This is a genomic window from Arthrobacter sp. KBS0702 (assembly GCF_005937985.2).
Taxonomy (GTDB): Bacteria; Actinomycetota; Actinomycetes; order Actinomycetales; family Micrococcaceae; genus Arthrobacter.
This window is the reverse complement of record NZ_CP042172.1, coordinates 138,972-157,513: the sequence shown is the minus strand read 5'-3', so window position 1 is coordinate 157,513 and position 18,542 is coordinate 138,972. Positions and strand designations below refer to the sequence as shown.

The window sequence follows — 18,542 nt, the reverse complement described above, 5'->3', positions numbered from 1 at the left end:
AGCCTTCCCCGGCCGCCCCGAAACGCTTGCCAAGCATACCCCCCGGGGGTATGTTGTAGGTGAAACCGGACGCCAATGAGACTTCGCAGAAAGCAGGAATCATGGAACACCAGCACAGTGGCAGCACGGAGCAATTGCGGGCCGGTGATGCCACCGGACACACGCACCACCCCGGTGAGCATCCCGGCCGCCAACCCGCCCGTGACGATGAGCATCTGGTGCACAGTCACGGCCAGCACGCCGGGCACAGCGTCGCGATGTTCAAGAACAGGTTCTGGCTGACGCTCGCGCTGGCGCTCCCGGTAGTGCTGTTCAGCCCGATGTTCGGGGCCCTGCTCGGCTACCAGCCGCCTGAGTTCCCCGGCTCCGCGTGGATTCCGCCGGTCCTGGGCACGGTGGTGTTCCTCTACGGCGGCCAGCCTTTCCTCAAGGGCGGCCTCTCCGAGCTGAAGGCGCGCACGCCGGGAATGATGCTCCTGATCGCCATGGCCATCACGGTCGCTTTTCTCGCATCCTGGGCGACCAGCCTGGGAATCGGCGGCTTTGACCTGGATTTCTGGTGGGAACTGGCGCTCCTGGTGGCGATCATGCTGCTGGGGCACTGGATCGAGATGCGGGCCCTCGGTTCGGCCCAGGGCGCGCTGGACGCTTTGGCGGCGCTGCTGCCCGATGAAGCGGAGCGCATCACGGACGGCGGGACTGAAACGGTAAGCGTCGCAGACCTCGCCATCGGCGACGCGATCCTGGTCCGCCCGGGTGGCCGGATGCCGGCGGACGGCACCGTCACCGAGGGCCAGGCGGAGTTCGACGAGTCAATGATCACCGGTGAATCCAAGACGGTCCTTCGCTCCCCCGGCGATCCGGTGGTCGCCGGGACCATCGCGACGGACAACAGCGTCCGCGTGCGGGTCTCAGCGATCGGGGAGGACACCGCCCTGGCCGGAATCCAGCGCCTCGTGGCCGAGGCCCAGGCGTCCTCCTCGCGGGCCCAGGCCCTCGCGGACAGGGCGGCGGCCTTCCTGTTCTACTTTGCCGCCGGGGCCGGCATCCTGACCTTCATCGCCTGGACCCTGCTGGGAAGCGTGGCCGACGCCGTCGAGCGCACCGTTACGGTGCTGGTCATCGCCTGCCCGCACGCCCTGGGCCTCGCCATCCCGCTGGTGATTGCCATTTCCACCGAGCGGGCCGCGCGGGCGGGGGTACTGATTAAGAACCGGATGGCACTGGAACGGATGCGCACCGTCGACGTCGTGCTCTTCGACAAGACCGGTACCCTCACCAAGGGAACCCCGGAGGTCCGCGCCGTGGCCGCCGCGGAGGGCGCCGGCCAGGACGAGGTCCTGGCCCTGGCCGCCGCGGTGGAGTCGGACAGCGAGCACCCCGTGGCCCGCGCGATCGTCAGCGCCGCCCGCGAGCGCGGTCTGGACGTTCCGATGGCAACGGACTTCACCTCGCTGACCGGCCGCGGAGTCCGCGCCAGCATCGGCAGCAGGCAGCTGCACGTGGGCGGGCCGGCCCTGCTGCGGGAACTGGGCGCCGCGGAACCCCCGGAGCTCGCCGCCGCCACCGCCGCCTGGATCGAGCGCGGCGCCGCGGTGCTGCACCTGATCGAGGGAGACCGCGTGCTCGGCGCCGTCAGCCTGGAGGATGCGGTGCGCCCGGAATCCCGCCAGGCCGTCGCGGCGCTGCAGCACCGCGGCATCAAGGTCGCCATGATCACCGGCGACGCCCGGCAGGTGGCCCGCGCCGTCGCGGCGGAACTCGACATTGACGAGGTCTTCGCCGAGGTCCTGCCGGCGGACAAGGACAAGAAGGTGGCCGCGCTGCAGGCCCGCGGCCTGAAGGTGGCCATGGTGGGCGACGGCGTCAACGACTCCCCCGCGCTGGCCCGGGCCGAGGTGGGAATCGCCATCGGCGGCGGGACGGATGTGGCCGTCGAGTCCGCCGGCGTGGTCCTGGCCGGCAACGACCCCCGGGCGGTGCTCTCCATGGTGGACCTTTCCCGGGCCAGCTACCGGAAGATGTGGCAGAACCTGGTCTGGGCCACCGGCTACAACATCGTCGCCGTGCCGCTGGCCGCCGGGGTTCTGGCCTTCGCCGGGATCATCCTCTCCCCCGCTGCCGGTGCCGTGCTGATGTCCGCTTCGACAATTGTGGTCGCGCTGAATGCCCAGCTGCTGCGGCGCCTGAAGCTCAACCCGGCCCAGGTCCGCTGAGCGTGACGCCCATGGACGCCGGTTCAAACGCCCCTTCCTTCGGCCGCTCCTACGCCCGCGTCGGTCCGCGGATGGACGCCCGCGGGGCGGCGGCCCACCGCCGCCGTTTGGTGGAGGCCGCGCACGGTGCCGTCGTCGAAATCGGGGCAGGCTATGGTGCGACCTTCCCGTTCTACCCGCCCGCGGTTTCACAGGTGCTGGCGATCGAACCGGACCCCACGCTGCGTGCCCTGGCGCGGGACGCCGCGGCCACGGCGCCCGTCCCGGTCACGGTGCTCAACGGGGTCGCGGAGTCGCTGCCGGCCGCGGATGCCTCGGTGGACGTCGTCGTCTCCAGCCTGGTGCTGTGCAGCGTGGCCGAGCCGGCAGACGTCCTGGCCGAGGCCCGCCGGGTCCTCAAGCCGGGCGGCCAGTTGCTGTTCTATGAGCATGTCCGCTCCGCGCACCGGTTGCTGGCGGCGGCGGAGGACCTGCTCACCCCGCTCTGGAGCCGGCTGGCAGGCGGCTGCCACCCGAACCGGGACACCGCCGCGCTGATTGTCCGCGCGGGCCTGGCGGTTCAATCCCTGGACCGCTTCGGCTTCGCGGCCCTGCCTGGCAACCCGCCGCTAGCCCACGTCCTCGGGGTGGCCGTCAAGGTCTAGAGCCGCCAAGGCGGCCTCCCGGCCCGGGGAACCGCGCTGGGCGAAGGACCAAGAGCACAGGACCAAGAGCACAGGACAAAGAAAGGACGCCAGCCGCGATGGCAGGCGTCCTTTCCGGCAGGCTCGGGTGCTTATGCCTTTTTGGGCGGCAGGGCGAGCTTGAAGATCTTGGCCCAGGTGGAGCCGACCTGCTTCCAGATCGGGCCGGTGGTGTACGGCAGTCCGTAGCGCCTGCAGATCTCCTGCACCTTGGGCGCCACCTCCGCGTAGCGGTTGGACGGCAGGTCCGGGAAGAGGTGGTGCTCGATCTGGTGCGACAGGTTGCCGGTCATGAGGTGCATGAACTTGGAGCCGGAGATGTTGGCCGAGCCGATCATCTGGCGCACGTACCAGTCGCCGCGGGTCTCGCCGTCGACCATTTCCTCGGTGAAGGTGTCCGTCCCGTCGGGGAAGTGCCCGCAGAAGATCACCGCGTGCGCCCAGACGTTGCGGACCGCGTTCGCGGTCAGTGTGCCGTAGAGGGCCCGCTTGCCGGAGCCGGTGAGCATGGCGACGGCGGGCGTGGCGGCGTAATCCTTGGTGAACTGCTTCAGCGCCTTGCGTCCGAGCGCCTTGAGGTCCTTGGTGAGGGCTTCCTTGGACTTGTTGCCCTCCTTGTAATCCACGAGCTCGAGGTCGTAGATCGCGATGCCCCACTCGAAGACCGGGGCCAGCAACGCGTTGTAGAGCGGGTTGCCCAGGTTGAAGGGCTTCCACTCCTGCTGCGGGTCCATCCGCAGCAGGTTGTACCCGATGTCGTTGTCCTTGCCGACGACGTTGGTCCAGCGGTGGTGCAAGTCGTTGTGGGTGTGCTGCCAGGAACGCGCCGGGGTGACGAAGTCCCACTCCCAGGTGGTGGAGTGGATGTCCGGGTCGCGCATCCAGTCCCACTGGCCGTGCAGGATGTTGTGTCCCAGCTCCATGTTTTCCAGGATCTTGGCGAAGCTCAGCAGCGTGGTGCCGGTGACCCAGGCGGCCTTGTTCTTGCTGACCAGCAGCGCGGCGCGGCCGGAGATCTCCAGGGCGCGCTGGATCTTGATCATGCGGCGGATGTAGGCGGCGTCGGAGGAACCGCGCTTGGCGAGGATGTCGTCCTTGATGGCGTCCAGCTCGCGGCCGAGCTCTGCGACCTGCTCGTCGGAGAGGTGCGCGGCGGCGGGCGGCCGCAGCAGCGGGCTGCCGGTCTCGGCGAGCGCCCCGGGCCGCTTCTTTACGGCGGCGGGAGCCTTGGCGGCGTCAGCGCCGGCGGCGGCGCCCTGGGGAGCGCCCTCGGAAACATCGGGCTTGTCGGAAACAATCGTCATGCGGTGGTTCTCCTCAGAGGTCGAGGTTAACGGGTCCGGCGGCTGCCGAAACACACGTCTGGATTAGTTGGCCGGGCTCGCCATGGACTTCGTCCGTGCGCAGGTCACGGACCTGTCCGGCCCGGAGGGGGATAAGGCAGCTGTGGCAGATGCCCATCCGGCAGCCGCTGGGCATCAGCACGCCGGCGTCCTCGCCGACGTCGAGCAGCGGGGTGTCACCGTCGGCCTCGACTTCACGGTCGGATGCCTCGAAGGTGACCAGTCCGCCGTCGCGCCCTTCCCCGCCGGCGAGTTTGGTACTGAAGCGTTCGATGGTGAGGCTGGCTTCAGAGGGTTCGGTGCCGACGGCTTCTGCCTCCCAAAGGGCCTCGGTGTCGTCGAGGAAACCTTCGGGGCCGCAGGCGTAGGCGGCGCGTCCGCGCCAGTCGGGGCACAGCCGGTCGAGCGCTGCCGCCGTGCCAAAGTCCAGCCGTCCCTGCTCGCCGCTGAACCAGTGGATGACCTTGAAATTGGGGAATTGGTCGGCCAGTTCGGCCAGTTCCTCGCGGAAAATGGCGTCGGCCGCCGTGCGGGCCGTGTGGATCAGGACGACGTCGGCGTCGGGGCGGCGCGGGACCAGCGTCCGGATCATCGACATCACCGGAGTGATGCCGCTGCCGGCAGTGAGCATCAGCAGCGGACGCGGATGCTCCGGCAGGACGAAGTCGCCCTGCGGCGGCGCCAGGAAAAGGACGTCGCCGGGCTTCGTGGTGCGGACCAGGGCTCCGGAAACGGCACCCATGTCCGTGACGGTGATGGCGGGGTCCTCGCCGGCGGGTGCGCTGAGCGAATAGGAGCGCCAGTGGCGCACGCCGTTGAGTTCGACGCCGATGCGGGCCCACTGGCCTGCTCGGTGCGCTTGCCAGCCTCGGCCGGGACGGAAGAAAATGGTGGCGGAATCGGCCGTTTCTGGAACCACCCGGGTGACCACGCCGCGCAACTGGCGGGCGGAAAACACGGGATTGAACAGCGACAGAATATCTTCTGGAGCTAGGGGGGTGGTCAGTAGAGATGCGGCGCGCGCCAGCTTACGGAGCCGGATCATCTACTAAGCCTATGTCAGCCTGCGTCATAATTCTTCACCCAAGGCATACGATCTACCTGAAGAAACTATCTCCACACAACAACTTTATTGGAACGCGCTATGGATGCTTCGCCCGCCGGGCACCCCGGCTATCCCGCCTACGACCCGCCCTGGCTTGCCTTGCCGAAGGAGGTCTCGGACATGCTCCGGCCCAGGATGCCCGGCATCGTGGAGGCCATCATCGAGGCCGTTCCGCAACTGGTTCCCGCCTACGCCCGGCCGATCGAGGGCCGCTTCGGGCGTGGCCTGCGGCGCGGCGTGGCCACGGCGCTGGACCGCTTCCTGCAGCTGCCCGGCACCACGCTGCCAGCCCTTTCCGAGGAAAGCCGGCAGCTGGTGGCGGGACTGGGCAGCGGCGAATTCCGGCAGGGCAGGAGCATGGACGCGCTGCTGAGCGCCTACCGGATGGGTGCCCGCGTAACGTTCCGCGAGATGTCGAAGGTCTCGGTGGAACACCATCTGGGCCAGAACGTGGTGGTGGACCTGGGCGAGTCGATCCTGGCCTACATCGACGAACTTTCCGCGGTCAGCGCCGAGGCCTACGCCTTTGAGCAGTCCGAACGCGCGGGAGCGGTGGACCGGCGGCGCACCGAACTGCTGGACCTGCTGCTGCTGGGCCAGGCGGACGAGGCGGCGCTGCGCCAGACGGCGGCCATGGCGGACTGGTCGCTGCCCGTGCGCATGGTGGTGGTGACGCTGCCGGTGGACCGGGCCGCCGGGCTGCGGCTGCGGCTGGGGCCGGGAACGCTGGTGATCGAACGCGAGACCGACGCCGTGGCGCTGGTTCCAGCGCGCAAGTCCAAGTCCGCGCGGAGCGACCTTGAGGCGGTGCTCCGGGGCCGCGGCGCCTCCGTGGGCCCGGCCGGCGGCTGGGAGAAGGTTCCCGAATCCCTGCGGCTGGCCGTGCTGGCGGCGTCCGTCCTGCCGCACCGGGACGGCCCCGATGACCCGCCCATCTGGGCGGACGAACATCTTGCGGCGGTAATCCTGGGCGCCGAGCCTTCCGCGATCACCGAGCTGGCTAACCGGAGCCTGGCGCCGCTGGAGGGGCTCCGGCCGGCGCAGCGCGAGCGCCTCGCCGAAACGCTGCTCTCCTGGCTGCGCCACTGGGGCCAGCGCGGGCCGGTGGCCGCCGAGCTGGGCATCCACCCGCAGACCGTGGGCTACCGGGCGGCCCAGCTGCGCGAGCTGTTCGGCGACGCGCTGGAGGACCCGGCGGCACGGTTTGAGCTGGAACTCGCGCTCCACGCCGGTAAGCGTTAGACAGCGCCGGCGCTAGCCGGCGATGGCCCCGCGGCTCTGCAGCCGCATCTCCAGGTCGTTCATGACAATCGCCGCGAGGTCCTCGAGCGTGCGGGTGTCCTCCGCGGAGAACTCCCGCGGTTCCCGGTCCAGGATGCAGAACGTGCCGAGGTTGAAGCCGTCCGGAGTGCGCAGCGGGACCCCTGCATAGAACTGCAGCCCGAATTCCCCGGCCACGAGCGGGTTGGAAAGCGTCCGCGGGTCCTTTACGGCGTCCTCGACAACCCAGGGGCCGTCCTGCAGGATCGCCGAGGCGCACAGCCCGGGATCCCTGCCGATCTGCGTGACATCGGTGCCGTGGTGGGCCTTGAACCAGATCCGGTCGTGGTCCACGACGCTCACGATCGCCACAGGTACCGAAAACACCCGGGCTGCGAGCGCTGCGATCCGGTCGAAGGAACCGTCCTCGGGGGTATCAAGGATCTGGTACCGCTCGACGGCGCGCATCCGGCCGTCCTCGTCGTTCGTGGTGGCCTCGAGCTGCCGGTGCCGGCCGGCGCCGTTGATGACTTCCTGGCGCAGGGCGAGGGAGACCTCCCGGGCGGGCGGCCGGGCGGCCGGGTCCCGGGACAGCATGGAGGACAGCAGCGCCACCCACATGGGGGCGAGCTCCTCCGGAATCTGGGGATCCTGCAGCAGCCGGGCGACGGCGGACTGGATCGGCGCGCCGGGGTAGGCCATCTTCCCGGTGAGTCCTTCGAGCAGCACGAGTCCCAGCGAATAGATGTCGCTGGCCGGCCCGGACGGGTCGCCGGCGGCCTGCTCGGGGCTCAGGTAGGCGGGGGTCCCGGAGGTGCCGCCGTCGTCGTCCACGCGGTTTTGCCCGAGGATGGCCGCAACGCCGAAGTCGGTCAGTTTGGCCCGGGGCCGGCGGTCGTCGCTGCTGTAGTTGACCAGCAGGATGTTCGCCGGCTTGATGTCCCGGTGGACGATCCCGTGGTGGTGGATGTACGACAGCCCGTCCGCCAGGTCATAGCCGATGTGGGCCATGTGCGCGGCGGAAAGCGGGCCCTGCAGGGACCGCTGGCGCAGGTCGTGACCGGGCACGAGTTCCATCACCAGGTAGGTCAGCCGGGAGTCCGGATCGCTCAGGTCGGCGCCGGCGTCGAACAGGGTGACCAGGGCGTGGTGGCTCATCCCCGCGAGAATCCGGACTTCCTGCCCCTGCCGGCGCGTGTGCTCGAGGTCGTCCCCGTCGTTGCGGAAGAGCTTGACCGCCACCTCGCGCCGCAGCAGCTCATCGTTCGCGCGGTAGACGGTCGATTGGCTTCCCCTGCCAATGAGGGCTTCAATCCGGTACCGTCCGCTCAGCAGAAAGCCGGATTCCATAGTTATTGTCAACGGGGTTCTTGTTCCCTCGATACGGGTCCGCACGGGGAATCGGGCGGATCAGTCCTAAAGCCGGCCAGTCGGCCAGCGCCCGCGCTATTAGCAAGGTTACTTATGATACCGCGAAAAGCGGATTCAGGAAGACCCTGCGGCGGGTTATTCCGGGCGGGCCGGCGGCCCGCCCGGCGGTGCTCCGGACCGCGGCCCGGAGGCTACTTTGCGGGGTTGTGCGTGCCGATCGGCAGGAGCGTCAGGTCCGGGTGGTTCTTCTCGATCCGGCGCAGGGCCCAGACGTCGTTGAACAGAGCCAGGTATTCTCCGTCGGAGCGCAGCAGCACCTCTGCGCCCGGCACGTTGGCCAGCGCCGGCATGGCGTCCGCCGTCGTGATCCGGGCCAGCGAGTAAGGAAGCCGCTCCAGCCGCATCGGGGCACTGAAGTCGTGCGCCATCCGGTCCTCGACCACCTCGAACTGCATCGGGCCAACAGCCGCCAGCACCGGGGCCTGGTCGCCGCGGATGTCGGAGCGGAGCACCTGGATGACACCCTCGTGTTCGAGCTGCTCGATGCCGCGGCGGAACTGCTTGAAGCGGCTGGGGTCCTTCGAGCGCGCCACCTGGAAGTGCTCCGGGGCGAACAGCGGGATGGCGGGGAACTCCACCGGCTGCTCCAGGAACAGGCTGTCCCCCACGCGCAGGGAGGAGGCGTTCACGAGGCCAACGACGTCGCCCGGGAAGGCTTCGTCGATCACTTCGCGTTCGCGGCCGAAGACCTGCTGGGCGTACTTGGTGGCGAAGGACTTCCCGGTCCGGCCCTGCGTGACCACCATGCCGCGTTCGAAGATGCCCGAGCAGACCCGGATGAACGCGACGTGGTCGCGGTGGGCCTTGTTCATGCCGGCCTGGACCTTGAAGACGAACCCGGCGAACGGCGCGTCGACCGGCCGCGGGTCGCCGTCGACGTCGGGCCTGGGGGCAGCGGGCGGCGCGAAGTCCACCAGGGCGTCGAGGATTTCCTTGACGCCGAAGTTCAGCGCGGCGGAACTGAACAGGATCGGCGTCGCCTTGCCGGCGTGGAAGGCATCGACGTCGAACGCGAGGTTGGATTCGATCACGAGGCCGGCCTCGTCGACGGCGTTGGACCAGTCCCCGCCCTGGCTGGCGGCGGCCTGCTCCGGGGTGAAGTACTCGGTCAGGGCAATGTTGGCGCCGGCGTTGTTGCGCTGGAACCGGGCGAAACGGTCGTTGCGCAGGTCCCAGACGCCGCGGAAGTCACCGGAAATCCCCACCGCCCAGGTCAGCGGCATCGGCTGCAGGCCGGTGCGTTCGGTGATCTCATCCATCAGGGCCAGGGCATCCAGGCCCGGCCGGTCCCACTTGTTGATCACGGTGATGATCGGCAGGTTGCGCTGCTTGCAGACCTCGAAAAGCTTCATGGTCTGCGTTTCCAGGCCCTTGGCGGCGTCCACGAGCATCACCGCGCAGTCGACGGCGGCGAGCACCCGGTAGGTGTCCTCGGAGAAGTCCGCGTGGCCGGGGGTGTCCAGCAGGTTGATGACGGTGTCGCGGTAGGCGAACTGCAGCGCCGCGGAACTGATGGAGATGCCGCGGTCCTTCTCCATCTGCATCCAGTCGGAGACGGTTTCCTTGCGGTTGGCCTTGCCGCTGGACGCACCGGCGGTACCGATCACCTTCGCGTGCAGGGCGAGCGCCTCGGTCAGCGTGGACTTACCGGCGTCGGGGTGCGAAATGACTGCGAAGGTCCGGCGCCGGGCTGCCTGCTTGTGAATCTCCTGGACTCGGGCGGGGCTGTGGACTTCTTGAGACACGGTGCTACTTTCGCTGCGGCTGTGGACGGGTCACGGCGCGGAGAGCCCGCGGTACACCCAAGGATCCAAGTTTATCGCAGGCAGCGTCAGACCCCGGGCCGAGGGGGAAAAATGCGCTTGCCACGGAGGAGTCAGCGGCCATCCGCGGGGCACCTGGGTCCGGGCCGAAATGGGCCACTTTGAGGCTTGACCGTGCGGAAACAGCCCTCCGGTACCCCTATGATGGTGCATACGGGAAACCGGGCATTTTGTTCTAGCCGGCAAACGGTTGAAAACCGGTAATAACGGCGTACTTGCGGGCAGCTGACCGCACCTTTGAAGGGAAAACCTATGGCTCGGAGCCCCGAAGATGCACTCAAGGCGACTCTGGCCAGGGTGGCACCGGGGACGGCCCTGCGGGACGGGCTGGAACGCATCCTCCGCGGGCGCACCGGCGCCCTGATCGTGCTGGGCATCGACCGGACCATCGAATCCATCTGTTCCGGCGGTTTCGAAATCGGGATCGACTTCTCCCCCACCCGGCTGCGTGAACTGGCCAAAATGGACGGCGCGATCGTCTGCGACAAGGACGCGAGCAACATCCTGCGCGCGGCGGTCCAGCTGGTCCCGGACTCCAGCATCGAAACCCAGGAATCCGGCACCCGGCACCGGACCGCGGAGCGTGTTGCCATCCAGACCGGCGTCCCGGTCATCTCGGTGAGCCAGTCGATGCAGATCATCGCGCTTTACGTCAACGGCCTGCGCCACGTCCTGGAAGGCTCCGAGAAGGTCCTGGCCCGCGCCAACCAGGCCCTGGCAACCCTGGAGCGCTACCGTTCACGCCTGGACCAGGTGACCAGCTCGCTGTCCGCCCTGGAAATCGAGGCCATGGTGACGGTCCGCGACGTCGCCGTGACCCTGCAGCGCCAGGAAATGGTGCGGCGCATCTCCGAGGAGATTTCCCAGTACGTGCTGGAACTCGGCGAGGACGGCCGGCTGCTCTCGCTCCAGCTGGACGAACTGACGGTGGGCCGCGGACCCGGCAGCGACGTGATCATCCGGGACTACTCGGGCCCGCACGCCTCGGCCGAGGACATCGAGAAAGCCGTCAAGGCGCTCGTGAACCTGGGGCCCACCGAGCTCATCGACCTCGGCAAGATCGCCGGGATCGTCGGATTCGCCGGCGGCGAGGCGAACCTCGACGCCGTCGTGCAGCCGCGCGGCTACCGCCTGCTGTCCGGACTGAAGGCCGTGCCCAAGGCCGTCGCCGACCGCCTGGTGGACCACTTTGGCGGGCTGCAGTTCCTGATGGCCGCCACCATCGACGACCTCATGACCGTGGACGGCATCGGCGACCAGCGTGCCCGGACCGTCCGCGAGGGCCTGAGCCGGATGGCCGAGGCGAGCCTGCTGGACCGGTTCCTCTAGGCCCCTGATTCCCGTCGACTGTTCCTTAACGGCCCTTTTTGGCCTGCGAGGGGGCCGCTACGGGGCAATCGATGAGCTCAGCCGAGCTGGAAGATGGCTTTCGGGCTGGTCTTGTTGCCGAGCCGGGCGGTGAACACGTAGGTTCCTCCGGCAGGCTGGGCCGCGACGGCGGCGCAGCCCTCCACCGAACGGTTGCGGGCCCACGGGAAGTTTGCCGTCTCGCTCTTGCCCGGGGCAATCGTCTTGACCAGGTCGCTGCTTTCCGCCTGGCAGTCCCTGGAGGAGAAGATCCGGTCCGAGCCGCTGGTGACCAGATACTCCATCTGCGACGTGCCGATGTTGACCTCGCACGGGACGCTGTTGCCGTTGGTGACCTTCAGGGTCAGCAGCGGATTCTCCCCCGCCGGATAGGCTGCCTTGTCCGTGGCCGCGGTGACGGTGACGAGCTTCTGGTCGCAGCCCGAGCTCGGGCTGGGCGTGGCCGCGGCGGATTCCTGCGTGCTGGGAGGCGGGGTGCTCCCGGGCTTTTCCTGCTGGGGGGATTCGCTGGCCGTTGCCGCCGGGTCCGCACCGTTGATGGCGGTGGAGATCGCCACGAAACCGCCGACGGCGAGGGACAGCACCAGCAGCAGAATGGCCCCGACGAAGAGCCGGCGGCGGCGGTACACGGGACTGACCGGCTTCCGGGCCGGGTTTCCGCTGGTCTTTGCCCTGGCGGACGCCTTCGGTCCCGAACCGCGCGTACCTGAGTTGCCTTGCCTGACCATCCTTCTAGGCTAGAGAACGCGGCGGGTTATGCCGGCAAACCACGCCGCTGGCCGGACTATGGTCCGCATCTCTATTAAGCTGGATCGATCAAAGCCCTAGCCGATTCCCCCGCCCTCCCGGCCGCCCCGGCGGTTCCGCTCACCCAACTGCATGCTGCCCTCGACGGCTGGTTCGACGTGACGGCCCGGGACCTTCCGTGGCGGGCGCAGGACTGCTCCGCCTGGGGTGTGCTGGTCAGCGAAATCATGCTTCAGCAGACCCCCGTGGTCCGGGTGCTGCCGGTCTGGGAAGAATGGCTCCGGCGCTGGCCCGCCCCGGCCGATCTGGCCCGCGAGGCCGCCGGCGAGGCGGTCCGGTCCTGGGGCCGGCTGGGGTATCCGCGGCGGGCCCTGCGGCTGCACGCGGCCGCCGTCGCGATCGTGGACAACCACGGCGGCCAGGTGCCGGGCGGCTACCCGGAGCTGCTCGAGCTCCCCGGCGTCGGCAGCTACACGGCGGCTGCCGTCGCAGCGTTTGCCTTCGGCAAGAGGGAGACGGTGGTGGACACCAACATCCGCCGGGTCCACGCCCGGCTCGTCACCGGTGCCGCGCTGCCGGCGCCGGCCCTGACGGCCGGAGAAATGCGGCTCGCCGCACAACTGCTGCCCGACGACGGCGCCGCCTCCGTGCGCTGGAACGCCGCCGTGATGGAACTGGGGGCGCTGGTCTGCACCGCGCGGGCCCCCAAGTGCGGTGAGTGCCCCGTGCGCGGCGCCTGCGCGTGGCTCGCCGCCGGTGAACCTCCGCCCACCTACACACCCAAGGGGCAGGCCTGGCACGGGACGGACCGGCAGGTGCGCGGCGCCGTGCTCGCCGTCCTGCGTGTGGCCGAGCTGCCGGTGCCCCGCGAACTGCTGGAGCGCGCGCCGGTGGACCTGGGCTTCGAAGCCGGCGGGATCGGCGTTCCGCTCGCGGCGCTGCACCGGCTGAACTCGGCGCCGGAGCAGCTGGAACGCGCGGTCTCCGGACTGCTCAGCGACGGCCTGGCCGAGCTGCACGCCGGCGGCCTGCGGCTTCCGGGCTGAGCCGTCCGGGCTGGGTCAGGGCTCCCCGAAGCCGGCCCGGATCAGGCCGCCCAGGTAGTCCACCGCCTTGCCGGCGTCAGGGCCGCTGGCTTCGACGTGCAGCAGCGTCCCCTTGGGGGCGCCGAGCATCATCAGTTCGGTCATGGACGCGCCGTCAACCCCGTTGACCGTGACATCGGCGTCCATCCCGGCCAGGCCACCGGCGATTTTCGCAGCCGGCCGGGCGTGCATCCCGGCCTGGTTGACCAGTTCGAAGTCGCCCTGGGCGTCCGGCGGCTGCTGGTGTTCGTGCTCGGGACCGTGCGGGTGCGCCGGCGGGCGGTAGACGGCTTCGGCCGCCTCTTTCACGGTCTCGGCGTCGGCCCCCGCCTGGGCCGAAACCGCGGCGGCGACGAGCCCTTCGATGAGCGGGGCGTCGGCGAGGTGGATGGACTCCGGTTCGGCGGCGAATTCCGCCGCCGATTCGGCCGTCATAACGGCGGATCCAAGGTCGGTCAACACCACGACGCCGTCTCCCCCCGCCGCCTGTTCCAGCGCGGCCATGACCTTGTCCAGGCTGGTTCCGATCCGGCCGTCGTCGGTGCCGCCCGCGGCGATGATCAGGACGTCCGGCGCCATTTGCGCGGCGAGTTCGACGGCGCCGTCGGCGATCTTTCCGCTGTGCGAGACGACGACGAGCCGGACGGTCATCCGGCGGCTCCCGACGCGGCGCGCAGGATCAGGGCACTGGATACCGCCCCGGGGTCGCGGTGGCCGATGCTGCGCTCCCCCAGGTAGCTGGCGCGGCCCTTGCGGGCCAGCATCGGGTCGGTGGATACGGCCCCGGCTTCGGCCGCCTCGGCCGCGGCGGCCAGCACCTTGTGCACGTCGCCCTCACCGGCGGCGGCGGCGGACGCGTCGACGGCCGGGGTCCAGGCATCCACCATGGTTTTGTCCCCGGACTCGGCCTTGCCGCGGGCCACGATGCCGTCACGGGCCGCCTGCAGGGCGGCGGCCAGCATGCCGGCGTCGATGTCGGCGGCGTCCCCGAGCGCGGTGGCGGCGCGCAGGAAGGCCGTACCGTACAGCGGCCCTGCCGCGCCGCCGACCTTCGACATCAGCGTCATGGCGGTCAGTTTCAGGGCCGCGCCCGCCGTTTCCGGCGGTGTTTCGGCGAGCTTGTCCATCACGGCCTTAAAGCCGCGGTCCATGTTCTCGCCGTGGTCGGAGTCCCCGATGGGCCGGTCCAGCTCGATGAGTTCCACCCGGTGCTCGGCCATGGCCTCCGCGGACAGCGTCAGCCACCGCACGGCCCAGTTGACGTCCAGCCCCACGTTCAAACGCCCCAGCGAAGGGCGGGGGTGTGGACGGGAGCGTCCCAGAGCCCGGTCATCTCATCGTCGAGGCGCAGGACGGTGATGGAACAGCCCTGCATCTCAAGCGAGGTGATGTAGTTGCCCACCAGGGAGCGCGCCACGGTGACGCCCTGGTCCGCGAGTCGCTGCGCGGCCCGGCGGTAGACGATGTACAGCTCGCTTGCCGGGGTGCCGCCCATGCCGTTGACGAAGAGCAGCACCTTGTCCCCGGAGGTGAGTCCGAGGTCGCTGACCACCGGGTCCAGCAGGCGGTCGGTGATGCCGTCCGCGGCCTCCATTGGAATCTTTTGCCGGCCGGGCTCGCCGTGGATGCCGATGCCGATCTCGATCTCGTTTTCCTCGAGCTCGAAGCTGGGCACCCCGGCGTGCGGGACAGTGCACGCGCTCAGGGCCACACCCATGCTGCGCACGTTCTGGTTGACGCGGTCGCCGATGGCTGCGACGGCGTCCAGGCTGTCGCCGCGTTCGGCCGCCGCACCGGCGATCTTCTCGACCAGGACGGTGCCGCCCACGCCGCGGCGCCCCGCCGTGTAGAGCGAGTCCTGCACGGCGACGTCGTCGTTGACCAGCACCGTGCGCACCTCCACCCCCTCGGCCTGCGCCAGTTCCGCGGCGGTCTCGAAGTTCAGCACGTCGCCGGTGTAGTTCTTCACGATGTGCACGACGCCGGCACCGGAGTTCACCGCGAGCGTGGCCGGCAGGATCTGGTCCGGGGTGGGCGAGGTGAACACCGCGCCGGGCACCGCGGCGTCGAGCATGCCCATCCCGACGTAGCCGCCGTGCAGGGGCTCGTGGCCGCTGCCGCCGCCGGAGACAAGGCCGACCTTGCCCGCCACCGGCGCGTCCTTGCGGACAATGAATTTCGGATCCGGGTGGACGGTCACCAGGTCGGCATGGGCCAGCCCGAACCCTTCCACTGACTCGTCGACCACGGCTTTGGGATCATTAATGAGTTTCTTCATGGCTGCACTCCCTGGATGGTGTCCTGGCTGCTTGCTTAGACCCTACTACCGGGGCCCGGCCAGCGGTAGGCTCCGGATTCAACCGCAACCGGAGGCTCAGGGCCGGGGTGCCGCCTCGGGCGTGAAGCCGGGCCAGGCGTCGGCGCCGAGCGCGTCGTGGCGTCGCGGCCTGGGCGCGGAGCCGCCGCTGGCTCCGCCGGACGCGCTTTCCCCGCCGGATGCGCTTTCCCCGCCGGACGGGTCCGGCGGCAGCGGCACTGCGTCGACTGTCATTTGGAATGCGGAGAAATCTGGAAAAATCACGCGATTCTGCAATTTCTGCCTCCGGAAGCTGGCGGCCCGCCCCATCGGGCCGGGATCAGTTTATCCACCAAGTTGATTTAGCGGAAGACCCCAGATCCGGGCAGGAGAGGCAGCCTACAGGGTCCGGATCATCCGGGTGTTGCCCAGGGTATTCGGCTTGACCCGCGCGAGGTCCAGGAATTCGGCGACGCCCTCGTCGTGCGAGCGCAGGAGCTCCGAATACACCACCGGGTCCACCGCCGTTTGGTCCGCCATTACGTCGAAACCATGCTTCTTGAAGAACTCCACCTCGAAGGTCAGGCAGAACACGCGGGAGATGCCCAGCGCCCTCGCATCGTCCAGCAGGCGCTCCACCAGCAGGTGGCCCACACCCTTGCCACGCCAGGCGTCCGAGGTGGCCAGCGTGCGCACCTCGGCCAGGTCCTCCCACATCACATGCAGCGCACCGCAGCCGATCACCTCGCCGTCGGCCGTTTCGGCGATCCGGAACTCCTGGAGGCTTTCGTAGTACGCCACGGTTTCCTTGGCCATGAGGATCCGCTGATCGGCCAGGGGTGCCACGAGGGTCTTGATGGCGGCGACATCGCCGGTGCGGGCAGGGCGGATGCGGATCGTCTCAGTCACAGCCCAATCCTACGGGGCGGGCCGGACCAGGATCAGAGGCCGAGTTCGTCCGGCACGGGAAGGTCCTTGTCCAGCAGGTGCTTGGCGAGGAAGTGCTCGACCACGCCGTACCAGACCTTGGCGTGCTGCGGCTGCAGGATCCAGTGGTTCTCGTCCGGGAAGTAGAGGAAGCGGTGGTCGGTCTCACCGTCTTCATCGGCCGCGAGCTGGGACTTGGAGAGCAGCTCGTACCAGAGCCGCAGCCCCTCGCCGATCGGCACGCGGTAGTCCTTGTCACCGTGGATGACCAGCATGGGCGTGCGGATTTTCTCCACGTGCAAGTGCGGCGAGTTCTCGGCGGCCATCTCGGCCGTCATCTCCTTGAGCCAGTACTGCGCGGCGTCCGTGGTCGGGCCGAACTGGTCCAGGGCCCACAGGCTGGCGTGCGTGACGATTGCCTTGAACCGGTCGGTGTGGCCGGCCACCCAGTTGGCCATGTAGCCCCCGAAGGAGCCGCCCATGGCCGCGGTGCGGGTCTCGTCGATGTCCGCGCGGCGCACGACGGCGTCCGTGATCGCCATCAGGTCCAGGAAGGGCGCGTTGCCCCATTCGCCCCAGCCGCGCTGGATGTGCTCCTGGCCGTAACCGGTCGACAGGGCCGGGTCCGGGAGCAGTACCGCATAGCCCCTGGCGACGAGCAGCCACGGGTTCCAGCGCCAGGTCCAGGCGTTCCAGGAGCCCAGCGGCCCGCCGTGGATCCAGAGCAGCAGCGGAGCCGGGTTGCCGGCCGAGGCGCCTTCCGGCAGGGCCAGGTATCCGGGCACCCGGTCGCCGCCCGGCGAGGCAGCCTCCACCCGCTCGAGCACGCCGCGGTAGGCGGGACGCTCCGCGGGGGCGGGAAGACGGGTGACCTCGCCGCTGGCCAGGTCGATCCGCACGGCTTCCGCCGGGAATTCGTAGGAACTGCGCAGCGCGAAGGCGCTGCGGCCGTCCGGGGCGACGGCGACGTCGGTGTAGGCGGCACTGTCGGCCGTCAGCCGGACCGGCTGCGCGTCCCCGGCGGGCATCCCGGGCACGCCGACCCGGAATACCGGGGAGGCCCCGTCCTCGTCCGCGGTTACCAGCAGGGCCGATCCGTCCGGCAGCCAGGCCGCCGGGCGCGGCCAGCGGTCCCAGCCCGCCGCGAGCGGCGTCAGGCCGTCGCCGTCGGAGTCGGCGCCGCCGTCCGAGACGTCCAGGAGGTGCAGTCCGACCCGGGGTGCCTGCTCCGGGGTGGTGTCGGTTTCGCTGACCACCACCAGGGTCCGGCCGTCGGGGCTGACCGGGCCGGGGAAGTAGCTCATGCCCTCGGTGTCCAGCAGGACCCGCCGGGTGCCGGTGGCGACGTCGACCGCCACCAGGACGGTGCGGGAGTCCGCGTTGGCCAGCGGTTTGGTAAAGCTGCTGAAAAGGGTCTTGCCGTCCGGGCTGACGACGGTGTCGGCTTCGCGGAGCCCGTTGCCGGCGTCGGGGGTCAGGTTGCGGAGGCGGACCGGCGGGACGGCGTCGACCGTCGCCGGCTTGCCCGGCTCCGGCTCCGGACCGGGCTCGACGGCGAACAGCCGGGGCTGCGCGGGACCCAGGTCCGCATCCCAGTAGCGCACGGGGTAGCCGCTGTGCAGGATCGCGGCCACCTTGTTGTCCTGACGGGCCTTGCGGCGCTCTTCGTCGTTGTCCTCGTCCGTGGAACCGGCGAGCACGGATCCCGTCACGAACAGGGCATCGGCCGCCTTCGCTGCCAGGAGGCCGCTGACCCCGCCGGCGCGTGACAGCGCGACGCGGGCCTCGCCGCCGTCGGCCGGAAGGACCCATAGTGCGTTGACCGGGTCGGCATCCGGGCTTTCCGGGTCCGGGCGGGCGGAGGTGAAGTACAGCTTCCCGTCGGCGGCGAACACGGCCCCCGCCTCGCCCTTGGCGCTGCGGGTAATGCGCCGGGCCTGCTTTTTCCCCGCGGGGTCCAGCTCCCAGAGCGCGGTCCGGTACTCGGTGCCCTTGTCGTTGAGCGTGGCCACGGTGGTGACGAGCCGGCCGCCGTCGGGGCTCAGCGCCAGGCCGCTGACCTTCGGGATGGCGAGGTAGTGGTCCAGGTCGTGGAACGGGGTCTCGGGATATTCGCCCAGGGCCTGGGTCTCGGTGGAAGCCATGCCCCCGATTCAACACCCCTTGTGCCCCGGATCACACCCCGTTCACTAAGAGTGAAACACTGCTTTCAGAGTGGAGTGGCTCGGGATCACGGCGGATTTTCAGGGTCACTTGGC

At 69.6% G+C, this 18,542-nt stretch carries 16 protein-coding genes; 5 read left to right on the top strand and 11 right to left on the bottom strand.

Annotated elements, in window-relative coordinates; genetic code table 11:
* Positions 1-101: 101 nt before the first annotated feature.
* Complete coding sequence (locus FFF93_RS00755) at positions 102-2,216, top strand: heavy metal translocating P-type ATPase (protein WP_138767768.1); 2,115 nt, start codon at positions 102-104, stop codon at positions 2,214-2,216.
* Positions 2,217-2,227: 11 nt separating this feature from the next.
* Positions 2,228-2,860 carry a class I SAM-dependent methyltransferase gene (locus FFF93_RS00750; protein ID WP_138767769.1) on the top strand — a complete coding sequence of 211 codons (633 nt, stop codon included), beginning with the start codon at positions 2,228-2,230 and terminating at the stop codon, positions 2,858-2,860.
* 131 nt (positions 2,861-2,991) lie between these two features.
* Here FFF93_RS00750 and FFF93_RS00745 read toward each other — a convergent pair whose 3' ends face one another.
* On the bottom strand, positions 2,992-4,203 hold the full coding sequence (locus FFF93_RS00745; RefSeq protein ID WP_138767770.1) for an acyl-CoA desaturase: 1,212 nt from the start codon (positions 4,201-4,203) through the stop codon (positions 2,992-2,994).
* A gap of 13 nt (positions 4,204-4,216) precedes the next feature.
* On the bottom strand, positions 4,217-5,287 hold the full coding sequence (locus FFF93_RS00740) for a ferredoxin reductase (protein ID WP_138767771.1): 1,071 nt from the start codon (positions 5,285-5,287) through the stop codon (positions 4,217-4,219).
* Positions 5,288-5,386: 99 nt separating this feature from the next.
* Here FFF93_RS00740 and FFF93_RS00735 point away from each other — a divergent pair, with 99 nt between their 5' ends.
* A complete protein-coding gene (locus tag FFF93_RS00735) occupies positions 5,387-6,589 on the top strand; it encodes a CdaR family transcriptional regulator (RefSeq protein ID WP_138767772.1) in 1,203 nt (400 codons plus the stop codon).
* Between the two features lie 12 nt (positions 6,590-6,601).
* On the opposite strand, the gene FFF93_RS00730 is transcribed toward FFF93_RS00735, so the two are convergent.
* Both FFF93_RS00730 and FFF93_RS00725 read right to left on the bottom strand, forming a co-directional pair.
* Positions 6,602-7,957 (bottom strand): GAF domain-containing serine/threonine-protein kinase, encoded by a 1,356-nt coding sequence (locus FFF93_RS00730; protein WP_138767773.1) that lies wholly within the window; start codon positions 7,955-7,957, stop codon positions 6,602-6,604.
* A 212-nt stretch (positions 7,958-8,169) separates the two neighbouring features.
* Entirely contained in the window at positions 8,170-9,783 is a 1,614-nt protein-coding gene (locus FFF93_RS00725) for a peptide chain release factor 3 (protein ID WP_138767774.1), read from the bottom strand.
* 330 nt (positions 9,784-10,113) lie between these two features.
* Here FFF93_RS00725 and disA point away from each other — a divergent pair, with 330 nt between their 5' ends.
* Positions 10,114-11,190, top strand: coding sequence for a DNA integrity scanning diadenylate cyclase DisA (gene disA / locus FFF93_RS00720; RefSeq protein WP_138767775.1), 1,077 nt, complete (start codon positions 10,114-10,116; stop codon positions 11,188-11,190).
* 77 nt (positions 11,191-11,267) lie between these two features.
* Here the strand turns inward: disA and FFF93_RS00715 are convergent, their stop codons facing one another.
* Positions 11,268-11,957 carry a hypothetical protein gene (locus FFF93_RS00715; protein ID WP_138767776.1) on the bottom strand — a complete coding sequence of 230 codons (690 nt, stop codon included), beginning with the start codon at positions 11,955-11,957 and terminating at the stop codon, positions 11,268-11,270.
* Between the two features lie 228 nt (positions 11,958-12,185).
* Between FFF93_RS00715 and FFF93_RS00710 the strand changes: the two genes are divergently transcribed.
* On the top strand, positions 12,186-13,022 hold the full coding sequence (locus FFF93_RS00710) for an A/G-specific adenine glycosylase (protein ID WP_261375463.1): 837 nt from the start codon (positions 12,186-12,188) through the stop codon (positions 13,020-13,022).
* Positions 13,023-13,037: 15 nt separating this feature from the next.
* Here the strand turns inward: FFF93_RS00710 and dhaM are convergent, their stop codons facing one another.
* The 6 genes from dhaM to FFF93_RS00685 form a co-directional block, all read right to left on the bottom strand.
* Complete coding sequence (gene dhaM, locus FFF93_RS00705; RefSeq protein WP_138767778.1) at positions 13,038-13,712, bottom strand: dihydroxyacetone kinase phosphoryl donor subunit DhaM; 675 nt, start codon at positions 13,710-13,712, stop codon at positions 13,038-13,040.
* Complete coding sequence (gene dhaL, locus FFF93_RS00700) at positions 13,709-14,335, bottom strand: dihydroxyacetone kinase subunit DhaL (protein ID WP_138767779.1); 627 nt, start codon at positions 14,333-14,335, stop codon at positions 13,709-13,711. The genes dhaM and dhaL overlap by 4 nt, the downstream gene beginning before the upstream one ends.
* A 2-nt stretch (positions 14,336-14,337) precedes the next feature.
* On the bottom strand, positions 14,338-15,339 hold the full coding sequence (dhaK, locus tag FFF93_RS00695) for a dihydroxyacetone kinase subunit DhaK (RefSeq protein WP_138767780.1): 1,002 nt from the start codon (positions 15,337-15,339) through the stop codon (positions 14,338-14,340).
* Positions 15,340-15,435: 96 nt separating this feature from the next.
* Positions 15,436-15,612, bottom strand: coding sequence for a hypothetical protein (locus tag FFF93_RS16870; RefSeq protein ID WP_186372199.1), 177 nt, complete (start codon positions 15,610-15,612; stop codon positions 15,436-15,438).
* 144 nt (positions 15,613-15,756) lie between these two features.
* Complete coding sequence (locus FFF93_RS00690) at positions 15,757-16,266, bottom strand: amino-acid N-acetyltransferase (RefSeq protein ID WP_138767781.1); 510 nt, start codon at positions 16,264-16,266, stop codon at positions 15,757-15,759.
* A gap of 32 nt (positions 16,267-16,298) precedes the next feature.
* Positions 16,299-18,428 carry a prolyl oligopeptidase family serine peptidase gene (locus FFF93_RS00685; protein ID WP_138767782.1) on the bottom strand — a complete coding sequence of 710 codons (2,130 nt, stop codon included), beginning with the start codon at positions 18,426-18,428 and terminating at the stop codon, positions 16,299-16,301.
* Positions 18,429-18,542 lie beyond the last annotated feature (114 nt).